This is a genomic window from Chelativorans xinjiangensis, from assembly GCF_009812055.1.
GTDB classification, from domain to species: domain Bacteria; phylum Pseudomonadota; class Alphaproteobacteria; order Rhizobiales; family Rhizobiaceae; genus Chelativorans; species Chelativorans xinjiangense.
This window is the reverse complement of the sequence record NZ_WQNH01000011.1, coordinates 37063-53786: the sequence shown is the minus strand read 5'-3', so window position 1 is coordinate 53786 and position 16724 is coordinate 37063. Positions and strand designations below refer to the sequence as shown.

The window sequence follows — 16724 nt, the reverse complement described above, 5'->3', positions numbered from 1 at the left end:
AACACAAGTCCCCCGGCGATCGCTGGCGCGGGCGCTGGCAAGGCTGGATTCCGCTTGCCGCCGCCTGCGCCCCGAACTCGTCGAAGGGCGCCGGCCATCCGTGGCAACGGCGGTGCCGCCTGCGCGATCACGGCACCTGATAGCCGAAGAAGTGGTTCCAGTCGGCGCGCACATAGCCGTCGTTGGCGGCCATGTAAGCCATTGCCTCGACGGTGTCTCCCGCCGAAAGCTTCAGAATCCTGGTGATGTTCACCTTGCTGCGGACGGTGAGGATCGTGGCGTCCCCCTGTACCTCGGTGTTGGGGTTGGTTGGATTTGCGCCGTTGATCCCCAGGCCCACATGGATCGCGCCGGGAACAGCGGAATTTTCCTTGAACTGGTAGCCCGCCCCGAACACGTAGTAGCCGTCGTGCGGCGCGGTGAAGGCGCTCGTCCCGGCATCGAAATCGCCCTGATCGTTGAAATGGGCGTTGTTCATGGCGATGGTGGTCCAGCTGTTGGCCGCCACGTAGTTGTCGAAGTCGGAGTAGGCCGAGAACTTCGGGTGCTCGGGAAAGCCCATGGCGCCGGTGTCGCCGCCCGCCCGCATGGCCTCCGTCCAGGCGCTGCCGTCCGGGCTCACCTTGAGGGAGAAATCGTCGTCGCCGACAAGGCCGAGTTCGGCACGGCCGGAGAACGCCGTCTGGAATAGGCAGGAGAGCGTGTTGCCCGCCGCCTCCTTGTTCAGCTTGTAGCGCAGGTCGCCGGACCCACCCTCATTGATGGTCTTCGCCGTCCACAGCACGCTTTCCAGCTTTGCCGCAAAGGGGTTCGTCGCATCCGCAATCGTGCCGACACCGAGCAGTGCAATGTTCTGGAAGTCCTGCGCCGCCGCGTCCCTCCAGGTGCTCCCGTCCCAGGCGATGAGGCGCGCTTCGTCGGCGACGTAGGCAAGCATACCCGTCACCGGCGGCAGCAGGAACCATGCCCCGTCCATGAAGGCGGCAAGGTGGTCCTCCTTGCCCGCCCATTCGCCGGCGGCGCCTTGGGCGACGATATACTGATCGCCTTCGGCCGGCTCGGCCGGAGGCGCGGCAAGGTCGCGGTCCTTTATGCCAGGCTGCACCAGCGCGTCGATGAGCCGGATTGCCTCGTTGTGGGTAACGTGTTTCTGCGCCTGGCTCGGCATGATGTAGGGAAGTTTCAGCCTGGCGGTGTTTTCGGGATCGATCATTGCGGCCTCGTAGCGGTTCAACTCTCGCGAGAAGCATGCGGCCGCCCCGGCCGCCGGGGATAAATCGCCGGAAAAATCGGCAGCGGATGGGCCGCCTGATCGCCCATCCGATTGATATTCCATTCTTTTAATTTAAGTGGAAAATTGAGCGGTGCCGTTTTTATCCCCGCTGGCCCATGCCCGAGAGGACGGGGCCGGTATGGCCCCGCCGAGAACCTTCAGGCCGCTAGCGCATATTCCGATACCAGGCCCTGCGCCTTCGACACGGCCTGCTGCTCGGCCTCCGCGCCCATCGACACTCCTTCGATGCGGATCACCTCGACGTCGGTCATCCCCAGGAAGGCGAGGATGGACTTCATGTAGGGAGCCGCGTGGTCGAACGCCGCCGCCGGCCCTTCCGAATAAACGCCGCCGGAGGCCAGGACGATATAGACCTTCTTGCCCTTGACCAGACCCTCCGGCCCGTTCTCGGTGTAGCGGAAGGTGCGCCCTGAGCGTGCCACGTTGTCGAACCACGCCTTCAGCGCGGAGGGGATGGTGAAGTTGATCATGCCGGCGGTGATGACGATCTGGTCGGCGGCGAAAAGTTCGTCGACCGCAAGATCGGAAACCGCCACCGCGCGCGCCTGCTCAGGTGTGCGTGCCTCCTCCGGCGTGTAGATGCCGGAAGCGAAGTCCGAGCCGATATGCGGCAGCGGCTCACGGGCGAGGTCGCGCTTGACGAGCCGGCTTCCCGGCTGGGCCTCGCGCAGCTTCTCCGCCAGCTCGGTGGCCAGACGGGTGGAATGGGATGCCTCGCCGCGCGGGCTGGAGGTGACGAGCAAAATGGATGACATTGGCCTTGGTCCTTCTCTCCGTTGCCCGGCCGTGCCGGGCGAGATGTTTCGGAGGGAATTTGGTCATGGACACCCATTTCGAAAACTGGGAAAATATCGTTTGGATTTATCGATGGAATAGATAAGGCATGGACGCCAATCCGACCCTCGACCAGCTGCAGGTCTTCCTCGCCGTGGCGGAGGAAGGCAGCTTCTCCGCCGCCTCGCGCAGGCTCAACCGCGCCCAGTCGGTCGTCAGCTACACCATCGCCAACCTGGAAGCGCAGCTCGAACTGAAGCTGTTCGAGCGCACGGGCACGCGCCAGCCGCAGCTGACGGAGGCGGGCATGGCCCTTACGGAAGACGCCCGCCGCATGGTCACCTCCCTGCATCTTCTGCGCGCCCGCGCCCGCGGCATGGGCCAGGGGCTCGAAGGCGAGGTGGGGCTGGCGGTCGATTTGCTTCTGCCCATGCCGGTGCTGACGTCGGCGCTGAGAGCGTTCCAGGAAGAGTTCCCCACGGTCGGCGTGCGCCTTCACACGGGCGCGCTTGGCACGGTCGCCGACCTTCTCGTTCGGCGGGAGGTCGACCTCGGCATCGCCGGCAAGGCGATGATCAGGCAGGACGAACTCGTCACCCGCAAGATCGCGGAGCGGGAGATGATTCCCGTTGCCGCCCCGGATCATCCGCTGGCCCAGGCGGAAGGGCCGGTTCCTGGCCTGGTCGTGCGCGAACACTTCCAGATCGTCGTCACCGACTCATCCGAGCGCACCAAGGGGAAGGACTTCCACGTCTACGCCCTCAAGACATGGCGTGTGAGTGATATCGCCACCAAGCACGCCCTGCTTCTAGCGGGTCTCGGCTGGGGCGGCATGCCCTTGTGGATGGTCGAAGGCGACATCAAGGCCGGCCGTCTGGCCGGGCTTTCGCTGGAGCCTTATCCGCCGTTCAGCTACGATCTGTACGCCATCCACGCCTGCGACAGGCCCCTCCGCCCGGCCGCCTCTTGGCTGGCAGAGCGTTTCGGGCGCGAGCTCAAGGATTTTTGTCCCCCGGGCATTTGAGGCGTCGTCAGCGCCCGCCCACGTGGTCCCGCCAGGAATAACGCGGCTTGTAGCCCAGCACCTTGCGTGCCTTGTCGATGGAGATCAGCGATTCGTTGTCCTCGATCGCCCGCTTGCGTTTCGTGCCGGGATAGACCTCGTCGAGCAACGCGTCGTTGGCCCGGCTCATCACCGAATCCGCATTGGCGATGCCGAAGACATGCGCCCCCGTCAGCTTCGCCTCCAGCGCCAGCCTTGCGGCCTGCGCGGCGTCGCGCGCGTCGATATAGGTCCACAGGTTGAACTTGCGCGCATGCGGGTCTTCATCGAAGGCGGGAAAGCGCGCGTAGTCCTCCGGGTCCATCACGTTGGAAAGCCGCAAGCCCACGATCTTCAGTTCCGGATCCCAGCGGCAGAACTGCTCGGCCATCTTCTCGCCCATCAGCTTCGACAGCGAATAGGCCGTCTCCGGCCGCTCGACCTCCTCGTCCACCGGCGCGTAGGCGGGGCCGTTGGGGTAGGGGATGCCGAACACGGTCTCGCTCGACGCCCACACCACGTTCTTGATGCCGAGCTGCCTTGCCGCCTCGAAGATGTTGTATGTCGACACCGTGTTGGTGGCGAAGGTCACGTGATTGGTGGCCAGCCCCGGTGCGCGGATGGCGGCCAGATGCACAACCCCGGTCACCTTCGACACCCGCTCGTCGATCATCGACAGCGCGGCGATGGCCTGGCCGAAATCGGTAAGGTCGGCACGGCTGAACCGCACCGTCTTGTCCGTCGGCGGCACGAGGTCGATGGAGGTGACTTCGTAGCCGTGCTCCATCAGGTCCCGCACGCAAGCGCGCCCTGCCTGGCCGCTTCCTCCCGTTACGATGATCATCTCGCATTCTCCCTGTTCAATGTGTCTGTCGAGCCTACCACTCGCCGTCGATGGTCGTCAGCAGCCCCGTGCGGCCGGCATTGCGAAACGCGCCCGGCGAGCAGCCCCTGGCGCGCCGGAAGGCCTTGGAAAAGTAGTTGGCGTCGGCGAAGCCGCAGGCCCTGGCTATAGCACCGATCGGTGCATCGGTGGCAAGCAGCATGCGCATGGCCCGCTCCATCCGCTTCTCGAACACGTACTCCGAGGGCGGCCGCCCCACCTCGGCGGTGAACAGCCGCACGAAATGCGCCCGGCTCAAGCCCGCCGCGCGCGCCAGCATGCCGACATCCGTCAGCCGCGCCAGGTTGTCCTCGACGAAACGCTGTGCCCGCAGTACCGGCGCCGGCAGATCCGCCGCTTCCGCGGTGGCCTCGAAGGCCTCGTCGTAGAGCGCTGTGATGGCTCCGTAGGCGGCAGCGGATACGGCGCCAGGCACGTCTGCCGCGCCGGAAAGCAGCGCCAGGCAGGCGCCTGCAAGCCTGTCCGCTGCCGGCTGCGCGGGCCTCAGTACCGGGCCCTTCGCTGCCAGGATGGCGCCGGCCAGCCGCAGCGCCTCGCGCCCGGAAAGGATGATCCAGAAATACTCCCAGCTCTTCCCCCGCTCCAGCCAGTAGCGGTTGGCATGGGGAAAGGTGAGCAACATCGTCTCGCCCGGCGACAGCACATGCCGCACGTCCTCGTAGTCGAGCCGGCCTTCGCCGGCGATCGTGTGCTGGATAAGCACAAACGGCACGTCGCCGCGTTGCAAGCCGTCCCAGGAATAGACCTCGTTGACGCGCAACTCGTAGCCGGCGCCGCTGGCCATGCAGAAAAGCCCTGCCCCGCCCTTCGGCGGCGCGACGCGGCGCATCCCGTGGCCATGCTCGATCAGCTTCGAAAGCACAAAATTACCCTTTCCAGCACAAGCTTTCTCTACACCACGGCGCCGTTACAGGATAGTGCTTCGGCAAGGCTAGGTTACTATCCCCGCGAGGAGGACGAGCGCATGACATTCAAGGTGGCTATCATCGGCGCCGGCTCGGTCGGCTTCACCAAGACGCTTGTTTCGGACCTCTTCAAGGTCCCTGAGTTCAGCGACATCGAGATCGCCCTGACGGACATCAACGAGCGCAATCTCGACATGATCCGCCAGATCATCGAGAAGATCGTCGCGGTAAACGGCCTGCCTGCTAGGGTGACGGCCACCACCGACCGCCGCAAGGCCCTGGAGGGCGCCCGTTACATCATGAGCTGTGTGCGCGTCGGCGGGCTGGAAGCCTTCGCCACGGACGTCGACATCCCGCTCAAATATGGCGTCGACCAGTGCGTGGGCGACACGCTTTGCGCCGGCGGCATCATGTACGGCCAGCGCAACATCCCCGTCATCCTCGACTTCTGCAAGGACATCAGCGAGGTGGCGGAGGAGGGGGCGCTGTTCCTCAACTACGCCAACCCCATGGCCATGAACACCTGGGCAGCGCTGAAGTATGGCGGCGTCAACACGGTGGGCCTGTGCCACGGCGTGCAGCACGGCGCCCATCAGATCGCCCAGGTCCTGGGTGTGATGGACGAGGAACTCGACTACGTCTGCAGCGGCATCAACCACCAGACCTGGTACATCGACCTGCGTGTCAACGGGCGCAGGATCGGGAAGGAGGAGTTGATCGCCGCCTTCGAGCGCCATCCCGTCTATTCGAAGCAGGAGAAGCTCCGGATCGACGTGCTGAAGCGCTTCGGCGTCTATTCCACCGAGAGCAACGGACACCTTTCCGAATACCTGCCCTGGTATCGCAAGCGCCCGGACGAGATCGGCAACTGGATCGACATGAGCGAGTGGATCCATGGCGAGACCGGCGGCTACCTGCGCTACTGCACCGAGCGCCGCAACTGGTTCGAGACCGACTTTCCAAAATTCCTCGAAGAGGCCGGAAAGCCGCTCACGGAGCACAAGCGCACCACCGAGCACGCCAGCCACATCATCGAGGCGCTGGAAACGGGGCGCGTCTATCGCGGCCACTTCAACGTGAAGAACGGCGGTATCATCACGAACCTGCCCGAGGACGCCATCATCGAAAGCCCCGGCTTCGTGGACCGTTTCGGCATCAACATGGTCGAGGGCATCACCCTGCCGCTCGCCTGCGCCGCCACCTGCTCGGTCTCGATCTCCGTCCAGCGCATGGCCGTCGAAGCGGCGATGACGGGCGACATCGACCTCCTGAAGCTCGCCATGCTGCACGACCCGCTGGTCGGCGCCGTCTGCACGCCCGAGGAGGTGTGGGCGATGGTGGACGAGATGGTCGTCGCGCAGGCCGCCTGGCTGCCGCAATATGCCGACGCGGTGCCCGCTGCGACGGAGCGGCTCGCCAATTCGAAAGTCGCCACGCGCGATTGGCAGGGCGCGGCGCGCAAGCGGGTGCGGACGGTCGAGGAGCTCAGGCAGATGGCGGGGGCGCATCGGTAGATGTAGTGTGCGGCAGCGGCGGCGTGGATCGCCGCCGAATGCACCGGGAGAGGCGCTATGACAAGTGCTGGACCGGACGGCGTTCGCAGGCTTGCGGGAAGATGCCTGTGCGGCGCCGTCCACTACACCGTCGACGACGCATTCGGCTACGCGGCCAATTGCCATTGCGCCGACTGCCGCCGGGCGACTGGCTCGGCTTTCAAGCCCTTCGCCGGCATCGAGCGGGAGAAGATGACGGTTATCGAGGGTGAAGGCCGCCTGCTGATCTTCGGCGACGAGGATAACCACGACGCGCGCTGCAGCGCTTGCGGTTCGTTCCTCTATTCCGTCGTGCGCGACGGCGCGTTCGTGCACATCGTCATGGGCACGCTCACCGACGACCCGACAATCCGGCCGAACGAGCACATCTTCGTGGGCTCCAAGGCGCCGTGGTACACGATCAACGACGACCTGCCGCAATATGAGCGGCATGTCTTCGAGGGACCGCCGATCAATCGGTGAGTGGTGGTGTTTAGGGGGATGGAAGGCTGGAGATGTCAGCGCTCCTTCGCGCCCCCCTCTGTCCTGCCGGACATCTCCCCCAAGGAGCGCCGACATCTCCATCTAACCGCATCTACTCGAACACAAGGAGGAAAGGTCACACCGACATTGACTTTTGTCAATGCACATGAATAATGTCTAGCCGGAGGAGACCGATGGCATATCGTCCGGCAGATCAGATCGTCCACAAGGCCGCGTGGCTCTATTATACGCATGGCCTGCGCCAGGACGAAGTGGCGCAGCGGCTGAATATCTCGCGCGCCTCCGTGGCGCTCTACCTGCGCCGGGCGCGCGAGGCGGGCATCGTCAACATCTCCACCTCCACGCAGCTTTTCCGCACCGACATGATGGCGCGGCGTCTCGAGGACGCGCTGGGGCTGGAGACGGTGTGGCTGGTGGGCGAGGAGGGGCTGACGCAGGACCCCGCCGCCGAGATCCCGACGCTGGCGGCGAGCGTGTTCCTGGAGATGGTGAGGAACAACGAGCGTGTCGGCGTTGCCTGGGGACGCACGGTCTATGCCATCGCCGACGCCATGGCCTATGCGGATCGCCAGGGCGTCACGGTGGTGGAACTGTGCGGCAATCTCGGCTCGCCCTATTCCTACCGCCCCGACCAGTGCACCATGGAGATCGCCCGCCGGCTCAACGCGCGCGGCCTCAATTTCTACGCGCCGCTGGTCCTGAGCACGGAAGAGCTGGCGCGCGCTTTGCGTGAGGAGCCGGTCGTCCGCGAGCAGCTCGACGGTATCAGCTCCTGCGATCTGGCGCTGTTCACCGTCGGCACGCTCGATGAGGACAGCCACGTCATCAAATGCGGTGCGCTCGGCCTTGAGGAGCTTCACCGGCTCAAGAAACAAGGGGCGACCGGCGTCATCGCCGGACAGATCATCGACGCCGAAGGCGCGTGGCTCGACTGCGACTACAACCGCCGCATGATCTCGGCCGATTTCGACGCCATCCGCGCCATCCCGCGCCGGCTCATGGTGGTGCAGGAGGACGAGAAGTTCGAGCCGCTTCTGGCGGCGATCAACGGGCGCTTCTTCACCCATCTGGTGCTGACCTCGCGCATGGCCGCGCGCCTCATCCAGCACACCGGCGCAAGGGCGGATGAGCACGAACCGGCCAAAGCCACCGCGTGACGACCCGGCCGTCAGCCGCAACCTGACAAACGATATATGGGAAGACGATGCAGAACCTCTGGAATAGCAGCCATGCCGAAAAGCTGGTCGAGGACTATGCCGCGAAGGGCGTTGGCCGCGACTTGGCACTCAGGGTCTACACGACACGCCTGCTCGGGGGCGAGCCGCGGCTGGTGCTGCACGGCGGCGGCAACACCTCGCTGAAGACCAGGGCGAAGGACATTCTCGGCCAGGAATGGGAAGTGCTTTGCGTCAAGGGCAGTGGCTGGGATATGGGCGTCATCGAGCCTGCCGGCCTGCCCGCGGTGAAGATGGATGCGCTTCTGGCCGCCCGCAAGCTCGACGCGCTTTCCGATGAGGATATGGTGGCCATGCAGCGCGCCAACCTCATCGACGCCTACGCTCCCAACCCCTCCATCGAGACGCTGCTGCACGCCTTCCTGCCGCACAAATTCGTCGACCACACGCATTCCACCGCCATTCTGGCACTGGTCGACCAGGAGGACAGTGAGCCCTTGTGCCGCGAGGTCTTCGGCAAGCGGCTCGGCTTCGTGCCCTACATCAAGCCCGGCTTCGATCTCGCCAAGGCGGCTGCCGACATCTATGACGCCGACCCTTCCATGGAAGGCTTCATCCTCGACAAGCACGGCATCTTCACCTTCGCCCAAGGCGCGAAGGAGGCCTACGACCTGATGATCGAGTTCGTGACCATGGCCGAGGATTGCGTGGCGCGGAAGGGCAAGAAGCCCTTCGTATCCGTCGCGCTGCCCACAGCGCTCGCCAAGCCGGCTGAGATCGGGCCCTATCTGCGCGGCGCCATCGCTATCCCAGAGGGGGAGGAGCGCTTCGGCCGCATGGTTTCGGATTTCCGCACCTCGCCGAAGATCCTCGACTATGTGAACGCTAAGACGGCGGAGGAGCTTGCCACGCGCGGCGTCTCCACGCCCGATCTTTCCATCCGCATCAAGACCGGCCCCATGGTGCTGCCGGCGCCGGAGGCGGGTAAGCTCGAGGAGTACGGCGAGACGATCCGCGCGAAGGTGACGGAGTTCTCCGCCCGCTACCGCGATTATTTCGAGACCAACGATGCGCGCGACGACGTCAAGCGCACCATGCTCGACCCCATGCCGCGGCTTACCCTCGTCCGGGGCCTGGGCCTCTTCGGCCACGGGCGCAGCCTAAAGGAGGCGAAAGTCGCGGCCGATTGCGGCGAGATGCTGGTCGAGGCCGTGACCGGGGCGGAGACCGTCGGCGCCTTCCATCCGCTCGCCCTTTCTGACCTGTTCGAACTCGAATACTGGTCGCTGGAGCAGGCCAAGCTCGCCGCCAACAAGCCGAAGGCGCTGTCCGGCCAGGTGATGCTGATCACCGGCGGCGCCGGCGCCATCGGCACCGCGACGGCCAGGCTCTTCGCCGCCCAGGGCGCGCATGTGGTGGTGGTCGATCTCGATGCAGGGAAGGCCGAGGCGGTCGCCAGGGAGGTGGGCAACGCCGCGGTCGGCGTCGGCGCCGACGTGACGGACCCCGCCTCCGTGCGCGCCGCCTTCGACCGCGCGGTGGAGGTCTATGGCGGTGTCGACATCGCCATTTCGAACGCAGGGGCGGCCTGGCAGGGCAGGATCGGCGAACTCGACGACGCCACCTTGCGCAGGAGCTTCGAGCTCAACTTCTTCGCCCACCAGAGTGTGGCGAAGAACGCCGTGCGAATCTTCCAGATGCAGAAGACCGGCGGCGTGCTCCTCTTCAACACGTCCAAGCAGGCGGTGAACCCCGGCGCCAATTTCGGCGCCTACGGCCTGCCCAAGGCCGCCACCCTGTTCCTCTCCCGCCAATACGCCCTCGACTACGGGCCGGACGGCATCCGCTCCAACGCGGTCAATGCCGACCGCATTCGCTCCGGGCTGTTGACCGACGAGATGATCGCCAGCCGCGCCAAGGCGCGTGGGGTGTCGGAGAAGGACTATATGGGCGGCAACCTGCTTGGCCTTGAAGTGCGTGCCGAGGACGTGGCGCAGGCCTTCCTGCACCAGGCGCTGGCTGAGCGCACGACAGCGGATGTGACGACGGTGGACGGCGGGAATATCGCGGCCGCGCTGCGGTAGCGCTGGATGAATTGAGGCCGGATCAGGCGGGACGTCATCCTGGAAGCCGGAGCCCGTAGGGCGAGGGCTGTCCGGGACCCATTCCGAAACGTCTCCGTCACGGAATGGATCCCGGCCCTCACTTCGTTCGGCCGGAATGACGCGCGGTGGGGAACCGACCTAATCTCGTCTGACAAGGCCCTTCTCGGTCCCGACCTGAACTGCCTACTCGCGCGGCGGCAGCGGCATCCACTCCGGCACCGCGACGTCGGCATGGGCGAACTGCGGCAGCTTCTGCGACAGCTCCTCCATGTTCTTGATGTCCTCGTCGTTGAGCTGGGTCTGGGTGATCAGCGTCGGCGGGACGATGACGTTCTGGCCGGGGTCCTCGCCGGCCAAGAGCATGGCGAGCGCGCGTACCGAGACCTCGCCGACGACGGCCGGGTTGGTGGCGGCCGTCGCGGCCCAGGCGCTGCCGGGCTCGCGCATGGCGGAGATGTCGGCCGTCGAGATGTCGGCGGAGTAGATCTTGATGCCGTCGGCAAGCCCCGCCTCGTCGACGGCGATCTTCACGCCCTTGGCGAACTCGTCATAGGGCGCGAACATGACCTCAATGTCCGGGTTGGCGGTGACGACCGAGCGTGCCTGGTTGGCGACCGAGTTGGCGATCGGGTTGTCGAGCGTGCCGAACTGCGCGACTTCCTCGATGCCCGGATATTTCTCCTTGAACTCTACCCAGGTCTCGTTGCGCCGGTCGAGCGGCGCGATACCGGCGACGTAGACGTAGCCGGCCTTCCACTCCTCGCCGTTGTCCTCGATCGCCTGTTCGAGCGCCAGGCGGGCAAGGTCGCGGTCGGACTGCTCGATCTGCGGGATCGCCTCGTTCTCCACGTTGACGTCGAAGGCGACGACCTTGATGCCGGCGTCCACGGCGCGCTGCGCGGCTTCCTTCATGGATTCCGTCAGGCCGTGCTGGATGACGATGCCGTCGACGCCAAGCGCGATCGCCTGGTCCACCATGTCCGCCTGAAGGGCCGCGTCCTGGCGGCTGTCGAAGACGCGCAGGTTGACGCCCAGCGCCTTGGCCTGGGCCTCGACGCCCGACAGATAGGCCTGGAAGAAATCGCCGGTCGACAGATAGCGCACCAGCGCAATCTCCACGTCGCCCGGATTGTCGAAGGGGGCGGGCATGTCCTGCGCGCCTGCGGCCGCCGGCCACAGCATGCTTGCCCCCAGAAGGCCGGCGGCGAGCCTGCCCAGATGTCTGCGTGAGAATTTCATGTTTTCCTCCACTTTTACCCTCCCGATGTCCCGCCTACCGGCCGTTGCGGCCAAGCAGTGCGAAAGTGAATACGAGCGCGACGACCAGCACCGCCCCCTTGACGAAATCCTGCGTGTAGTAGGGCACGTTCATCATGGTCAGGCCCTGTAGGAGCACGCCGACGAAAAGCGCGCCGATGGCCGTGCCGAAGGCGTTTGGCTTGGCCGCGCCCAGGACGGCGAAGCCGATGAGGGCGGCGGCGACCGCGTCGAGCAGAAGATTGTTGCCCGAGGCGATGTCGCCGCGGCCGAGGCGGGCGGCCAAGAGGATGCCGCCGATGGACGCGAAGACGCCGGAGATGACATAGGCCCAGATCTTGTAGGCCTTGACCGGTGCGCCGGCGAACTCGGCGGCGCGCGCGTTCGAGCCCACGGCATACATCATGCGGCCGAAGCGGGTGTATTCGAGGAAGAACCAGATGAGGACGGCGAGCACGATGAGCACCACCACCGCAGCCGGCACCAGGTTTTCGATGAAGAAGTCGAAGCGGTGGCGGCCAAGCGCCAGGAAGGCGGTGCTGAAGGTGCCCTCGGCGGTCGAGCCGTCGGGCATGGTCATGCCGGCGGCGATGGAGCGGCCCTCGGTGGGAATGCGCTGCAGGCCGATGAGCAGGAACATCATGCCCAGGGTGGCAAGCAGGTCCGGCACGCGCATGTAGCAGATGATGAGGCCGTTGATAAGGCCGACGAAAGCGCCGATGGCGAGGCAGGCGACGACGGCAACGAAGGCGTTCTGCTCCAGAATCACCATGACATAGGCGGCTGCCATCATGGCGGAGGTGGCGATGGAGCCGATGGAAAGGTCGAAGCCGCCGACGACCAGGGTGGCCGTCACACCGAGCGCCAGGATACCGGTGATGGAGACCGACTGCAAAATGAAGACCGCAGCTTGAGGCGAGGCGAAGCCGCGCGTGGCCAGCGAGAAGAAGACGATGAGGCCGGCAAGGAGGGTCAGGAAGCCGTAGCGAATGATGAGGTTGCGCAGCGGAAGGCGCGGACGGGCGGGCGTCGTCTCATGCATTTCAGCCGTCGGTTTCTCGGCCAGGTTACTGTCCATGAGTTGAACTCTCCACTTCCTTCACGCCGCACCCTGAAGCCCCTTGCCCGCCACCTCGGCCAGGAGGCGATCCATGTCCACGTCCCGGTTCAAATGCTCGCCGACGATTGTGTGCTCGGACATGACGAGGATGCGGTCTGCCGTCTCCAAGGCCTCGTCGAGTTCCGTCAGGAACAGGAGCGTCGCCCGCTTGGCGGCGCTTTCGCGCAGTTTGGCCGCGATGTCGTGGCGGGCGGCGATGTCGACGCCCTGGAAGGGTTCGTCGAGTATGAGCATTCGGGACGACTGCGACAGCCAGCGCGCGACCGTCACCTTCTGCTGGTTGCCGCCCGAAAGGGTGGCGAGATCGTCGCGTTCGGAGCGGCAGACCACCTTGAGGTCGGCGATCTGGCGGCGCGCGGCGGCGCGCTCGGCCCGGCGCCTGGCCATGCCGAAATGCGAGAAGCGCGGCAAGAAGGGCAGGCTCATGTTCTCGTAGATGTTGAAATCGGGCACGATGCCGGTCTTGGCGCGGTCCTTGGCGACGAGGAAGACGCCGCGGCGGATGGCCTCAGTGGGGGTTGCCGGCGCGTAGGGGCTGCCGTCGAGGTGCATTTCGCCGACGAGCGGAGCCTGGATGCCGAAGAGGGTTTCGGCCAGCCGCGTCTTGCCGACGCCGACGAGGCCGGTGACAGCCACCACCTCGCCGGCGCCGAGTTCGAGCGAGAACGGTCGCGCGCCCTCGGCAAGCTGCAGACCGCTTGCCGCGAAGATCGCCCGCGTTGCCGACTGCGAGGCGACGCCGCTCGCCCCCAGGCTCTGCCCCAGCATGGCGTTGACCGCGCCCTCGTAGTCGAGCGGCTTTTCCTCGAAGAGGCCGGAGATGCGCCCGTCGCGCAAGGATATGATGCGGTCGGCCACGCGGCGGATATCGGACATGCGGTGTGAGATGTAGAGGATGGCGACGCCGCGGGCGCGCAGGCGCTCGATAAGGGCGAAGAGGCGCTCGGCCTCGTTGCTCGACAAGGACGAGGTGGGCTCGTCGAGGATCATCACCTTCGGCTCGTGCGCCATGGCGCGGGCGATGGCCACCATCTGCCGGTCGGCCAGCGGAAGCTCGGTAACATCGGTGGACAGGTCGATGGCGAGCCCCATGCGGCTTGCAACCTCCCGCGCCTCGCGGCGTACGCGGCGGGGGTTGAAGAAGGTGCCACGGCCGGCGCCGTTGAGCCGGTCGAGGACGAGGTTGGTGGCGACGTCCAGCGTGCCGACCACGCCGTCATCGATGTTCTGGTGAACGGTGACGACGCCGGCGCGCATCGCCTCGGCGGGTGTCAAAGGCGCGAAGGGGGAGGCGCCCAGCGCCATGGAACCGCTGTCGGCACGGTGGATGCCGCTCATGATCTTGACGAGCGTGGACTTGCCGGCGCCGTTGGCGCCCATCAGCACGGTCACCTCGCCGGCACGCAATTCCAGCGAGATGCCGCGCAACACCTCGTTGCGGCCGAACGATTTGCCGAGACCCGCAATGCGGAAAATGGCGTCCTCTGCCATGACTTCCTCCCAGAATGACGCTAGGCACAGGCCAAGCATTTGTCAACATCATTGACAAATGACAGAGCGTTGGTAGCGTGATCCGAGACGGCAGGCGCGGGGGAGGTAGGCCCTCGGCTTGACCCGGGGATCCACGGCCAAGAGGCGCAAGGTCGGATAGACGATGAACTGTTGAGGCTCCACAATCGGTGGGGGTACGGGAGGAGGCAAGAGAATGAAGGAAGACGCGTTTCAGGCGTTGACGGTGGAGACGCTGGCCCCGCGGCTGAGCGCGCTTCCCGCCGTGGCGGAGCGGGTCGGTGCGGCGCCGGAGCATTGGAAGGTGCGCGAGGTGGGCGACGGCAACCTCAATCTCGTTTTCATCGTCAAGGGTGAGGCGGGCAGTGTCGTCGTCAAACAGGCGCTTCCCTATGTGCGGCTCGTCGGCGACAGCTGGCCGCTGCCGCTGAAACGCTCCTTCTTCGAGTATCACGCGCTGACGCGGCAGGAAAAGCGGGCGCCGGGATCGGTGCCGGCGGTCTTTTACTTCGATGAGGCCCAGGCGCTGATCGTCATGGAGTATCTGTCGCCGCACATCATCCTGCGGCGCGCGCTCATCAAGGGGGAACAGCTTCCGAAGATCGCCGAGGACCTCGGGCTCTTCATGGCGCGCACGCTCTTCCGCGGCTCGGACTTTCACATGGAGACGCGCGAACGCAAGGCGGACCTGGCGCTGTTCGCCGACAACACAGAGCTTTGCGACATCACCGAGAACCTCGTCTTCACCGATCCCTATTTCGACGCCCCCATGAACCGGCACACGCCGGAGCTCGAGCCGGTGGTGGCGGAACTGAGGGCTGACCGCGACCTCAAGGTCGAGGCGCAGAGGATGAAGCATCTCTTCGCCGCCAAGGCCGAGACGCTGGTGCACGGCGACCTGCACACGGGCTCGGTGATGGTGACGGCTAAGGACACGCGGGTCATCGACCCGGAGTTTGCCTTCTACGGCCCCATCGCCTTCGATGTCGGCATGCTGCTCGCCAACTACTGGATGGCTTTCTTCTCGCAGAAAGGCCACGAGGCAGGGGGTTCCCGTGCCGGAATGCGCACCTATCTATTGCAGGTGATCGAGGAGACGTGGGCCGTCTTCCGGGCGGAGTTTTCCCGGCTGTGGCGCACGGAGCGTGCGGGCATGCTGTATCCTAGTTGCCTCTATGAGGATCAGGGCGATGCGCTGGGGGCCGAGCAGGCGCTGGGCCATGTGCTACACGAGATCTGGACCGACATGCTGGGCTTTGCCGGGGTGGAGATGCACCGGCGCATCCTCGGCCTCGCCCACAATGCCGACTTCGAGGATATCGAGGACACGGGGATGAGGGCGACCTGCGAGGCAGCGGCGCTGAAACTCGGGCGTCACATCGCGGTGAACCGGCGCCACATCGCCTCGCTCACGGAGATCAACCACTTGGCGCAACTGCTTGATGAAGGGCGCGCTAGCGCCTTGATGGGGAGGCAGTCATGAAAGTCGCAGGCAAGCATTACCGTACCATCTGGGTGAACGCGGACGGCTGGTCCGTCGACCTCATCGACCAGCGCTGGCTGCCGCACGAGTTCCGCGTGGAAAACGTGCGCGACGTCGCGGGCATCGCCACCGCCATCCGCGACATGTGGGTGCGCGGGGCGCCGCTGATCGGCGTGACGGCGGCATACGGCGTTGCGATCAGGATGCGCGAGGATCCGTCCGACGGGGCGCTCGACGCCGCGTGGGAAGAACTGCACGCGACGCGTCCCACAGCCATCAACCTGCGCTGGGCGCTGGACGAGATGCGCAATCTGCTCAAGCCCCTGCCGGAGCCTGAACGCGCAGAGGCGGCGTATCGCCGCGCGGCGGAGATTGCCCATGAAGACGTGGACTTGAACCGCTCGATCGGCAGGCACGGCATGAAGATCATCAAGGAGATTGCCAGGACCAAGAAGCCGGGTGAGCCGGTGAACATCCTCACCCACTGCAACGCTGGTTGGCTGGCGACGGTGGACTACGGCACCGCCACCTCGCCGATCTATCTGGCGACGGAGGAGAACATCCCCGTCCACGTCTATGTGGACGAGACGCGGCCGCGCAACCAGGGTGCGCATCTCACCTCTTGGGAGATGGCGGGGCATGGCGTGCCGCATACGCTGATCGTCGACAATGCCGGCGGTCACCTGATGCAGAGGGGCATGGTGGACCTGGTGATCGTCGGTACAGACCGCACCACCGCCCATGGCGACGTGTGCAACAAGATCGGCACCTACCTGAAGGCGCTCGCAGCGAAGGACAACGGCGTGCCCTTCTACGTCGCCCTGCCTTCGCCGACCATCGACTGGACGGTACGCGACGGGGTGAAGGAAATTCCCATCGAGGAACGCTCGGGCGACGAGGTGTCGCTGGTGTGGGGGCGTGACGAGGACGGGAGGACGCGGCAGGTGCGCATCTCGCCCGACGCGACCCCCGCCGGCAACCCGGCCTTCGATGTGACGCCATCGCGGCTGGTGACCGGGCTGATCACTGAACGCGGGGTGGCGGAGGCCTCGGCGGAGGGGCTGGCGAAGCTGTTTCCGGAGCGGGCGAAGGCCGCGGCTTGAGGACATCGGAACATTCC

Annotated in this window: 14 protein-coding genes; 7 read left to right on the top strand and 7 right to left on the bottom strand. The window is 65.6% G+C overall.

The window, feature by feature from the left end; translation table 11 throughout:
• Nucleotides 1-127: 127 nt before the first annotated feature.
• A complete protein-coding gene (locus GM910_RS09890; RefSeq protein WP_159587354.1) occupies nt 128-1213 on the bottom strand; it encodes a DUF2793 domain-containing protein in 1086 nt (361 codons plus the stop codon).
• A gap of 218 nt (nt 1214-1431) precedes the next feature.
• Entirely contained in the window at nt 1432-2049 is a 618-nt protein-coding gene (locus GM910_RS09885; protein WP_159587353.1) for an FMN-dependent NADH-azoreductase, read from the bottom strand.
• A gap of 128 nt (nt 2050-2177) precedes the next feature.
• Between GM910_RS09885 and GM910_RS09880 the strand changes: the two genes are divergently transcribed.
• The gene (locus tag GM910_RS09880) at nt 2178-3092 is read left to right on the top strand and encodes a LysR family transcriptional regulator (protein WP_159587352.1); all 915 of its coding nucleotides are present in this window, start codon (nt 2178-2180) and stop codon (nt 3090-3092) included.
• Between the two features lie 7 nt (nt 3093-3099).
• Here the strand turns inward: GM910_RS09880 and GM910_RS09875 are convergent, their stop codons facing one another.
• A complete protein-coding gene (locus tag GM910_RS09875) occupies nt 3100-3954 on the bottom strand; it encodes an NAD-dependent epimerase/dehydratase family protein (RefSeq protein WP_159587351.1) in 855 nt (284 codons plus the stop codon).
• 34 nt (nt 3955-3988) lie between these two features.
• Nucleotides 3989-4876, bottom strand: a complete 888-nt coding sequence (locus tag GM910_RS09870; RefSeq protein ID WP_159587350.1) for a helix-turn-helix transcriptional regulator — start codon at nt 4874-4876, stop codon at nt 3989-3991.
• Nucleotides 4877-4978: 102 nt separating this feature from the next.
• Between GM910_RS09870 and melA the strand changes: the two genes are divergently transcribed.
• The 4 genes from melA to GM910_RS09850 all read left to right on the top strand — a co-directional run bounded on the left by melA (nt 4979) and on the right by GM910_RS09850 (nt 10214).
• A complete protein-coding gene (gene melA / locus GM910_RS09865; RefSeq protein WP_159587349.1) occupies nt 4979-6433 on the top strand; it encodes an alpha-glucosidase/alpha-galactosidase in 1455 nt (484 codons plus the stop codon).
• A 57-nt stretch (nt 6434-6490) separates the two neighbouring features.
• Nucleotides 6491-6934 carry a GFA family protein gene (locus tag GM910_RS09860; RefSeq protein ID WP_159587348.1) on the top strand — a complete coding sequence of 148 codons (444 nt, stop codon included), beginning with the start codon at nt 6491-6493 and terminating at the stop codon, nt 6932-6934.
• Between the two features lie 194 nt (nt 6935-7128).
• Complete coding sequence (locus tag GM910_RS09855) at nt 7129-8112, top strand: sugar-binding transcriptional regulator (protein ID WP_159587347.1); 984 nt, start codon at nt 7129-7131, stop codon at nt 8110-8112.
• Nucleotides 8113-8159: 47 nt separating this feature from the next.
• Complete coding sequence (locus tag GM910_RS09850) at nt 8160-10214, top strand: bifunctional aldolase/short-chain dehydrogenase (RefSeq protein WP_159587346.1); 2055 nt, start codon at nt 8160-8162, stop codon at nt 10212-10214.
• 204 nt (nt 10215-10418) lie between these two features.
• On the opposite strand, the gene GM910_RS09845 is transcribed toward GM910_RS09850, so the two are convergent.
• The 3 genes from GM910_RS09845 to GM910_RS09835 are packed head-to-tail and all read right to left on the bottom strand — an operon-like array spanning nt 10419 to nt 14103.
• Nucleotides 10419-11474: a substrate-binding domain-containing protein gene (locus GM910_RS09845; protein ID WP_159587345.1), complete on the bottom strand. Its 1056-nt coding sequence runs from the start codon at nt 11472-11474 to the stop codon at nt 10419-10421.
• Nucleotides 11475-11508: 34 nt separating this feature from the next.
• Nucleotides 11509-12534, bottom strand: a complete 1026-nt coding sequence (locus GM910_RS09840) for an ABC transporter permease (protein ID WP_159587496.1) — start codon at nt 12532-12534, stop codon at nt 11509-11511.
• 57 nt (nt 12535-12591) lie between these two features.
• On the bottom strand, nt 12592-14103 hold the full coding sequence (locus GM910_RS09835) for a sugar ABC transporter ATP-binding protein (RefSeq protein ID WP_159587344.1): 1512 nt from the start codon (nt 14101-14103) through the stop codon (nt 12592-12594).
• Nucleotides 14104-14317: 214 nt separating this feature from the next.
• Between GM910_RS09835 and mtnK the strand changes: the two genes are divergently transcribed.
• Nucleotides 14318-15604 carry an S-methyl-5-thioribose kinase gene (mtnK, locus tag GM910_RS09830; RefSeq protein WP_159587343.1) on the top strand — a complete coding sequence of 429 codons (1287 nt, stop codon included), beginning with the start codon at nt 14318-14320 and terminating at the stop codon, nt 15602-15604.
• On the top strand, nt 15601-16707 hold the full coding sequence (mtnA, locus tag GM910_RS09825) for an S-methyl-5-thioribose-1-phosphate isomerase (RefSeq protein ID WP_159587342.1): 1107 nt from the start codon (nt 15601-15603) through the stop codon (nt 16705-16707). The genes mtnK and mtnA overlap by 4 nt, the downstream gene beginning before the upstream one ends.
• The last annotated feature ends 17 nt before the right edge of the window (nt 16708-16724 follow it).

Coding starts and splice junctions, on each gene's coding strand:
- GM910_RS09890 (WP_159587354.1), bottom strand. CDS start 1,213: ATGATCGATCCCGAAAACACCGCCAGGCTGAAACTTCCCTACATCATG.
- GM910_RS09885 (WP_159587353.1), bottom strand. CDS start 2,049: ATGTCATCCATTTTGCTCGTCACCTCCAGCCCGCGCGGCGAGGCATCC.
- GM910_RS09880 (WP_159587352.1), top strand. CDS start 2,178: ATGGACGCCAATCCGACCCTCGACCAGCTGCAGGTCTTCCTCGCCGTG.
- GM910_RS09875 (WP_159587351.1), bottom strand. CDS start 3,954: ATGATCATCGTAACGGGAGGAAGCGGCCAGGCAGGGCGCGCTTGCGTG.
- melA (WP_159587349.1), top strand. CDS start 4,979: ATGACATTCAAGGTGGCTATCATCGGCGCCGGCTCGGTCGGCTTCACC.
- GM910_RS09860 (WP_159587348.1), top strand. CDS start 6,491: ATGACAAGTGCTGGACCGGACGGCGTTCGCAGGCTTGCGGGAAGATGC.
- GM910_RS09855 (WP_159587347.1), top strand. CDS start 7,129: ATGGCATATCGTCCGGCAGATCAGATCGTCCACAAGGCCGCGTGGCTC.
- GM910_RS09850 (WP_159587346.1), top strand. CDS start 8,160: ATGCAGAACCTCTGGAATAGCAGCCATGCCGAAAAGCTGGTCGAGGAC.
- GM910_RS09845 (WP_159587345.1), bottom strand. CDS start 11,474: ATGAAATTCTCACGCAGACATCTGGGCAGGCTCGCCGCCGGCCTTCTG.
- GM910_RS09840 (WP_159587496.1), bottom strand. CDS start 12,534: ATGCATGAGACGACGCCCGCCCGTCCGCGCCTTCCGCTGCGCAACCTC.
- GM910_RS09835 (WP_159587344.1), bottom strand. CDS start 14,103: ATGGCAGAGGACGCCATTTTCCGCATTGCGGGTCTCGGCAAATCGTTC.
- mtnK (WP_159587343.1), top strand. CDS start 14,318: ATGAAGGAAGACGCGTTTCAGGCGTTGACGGTGGAGACGCTGGCCCCG.
- mtnA (WP_159587342.1), top strand. CDS start 15,601: ATGAAAGTCGCAGGCAAGCATTACCGTACCATCTGGGTGAACGCGGAC.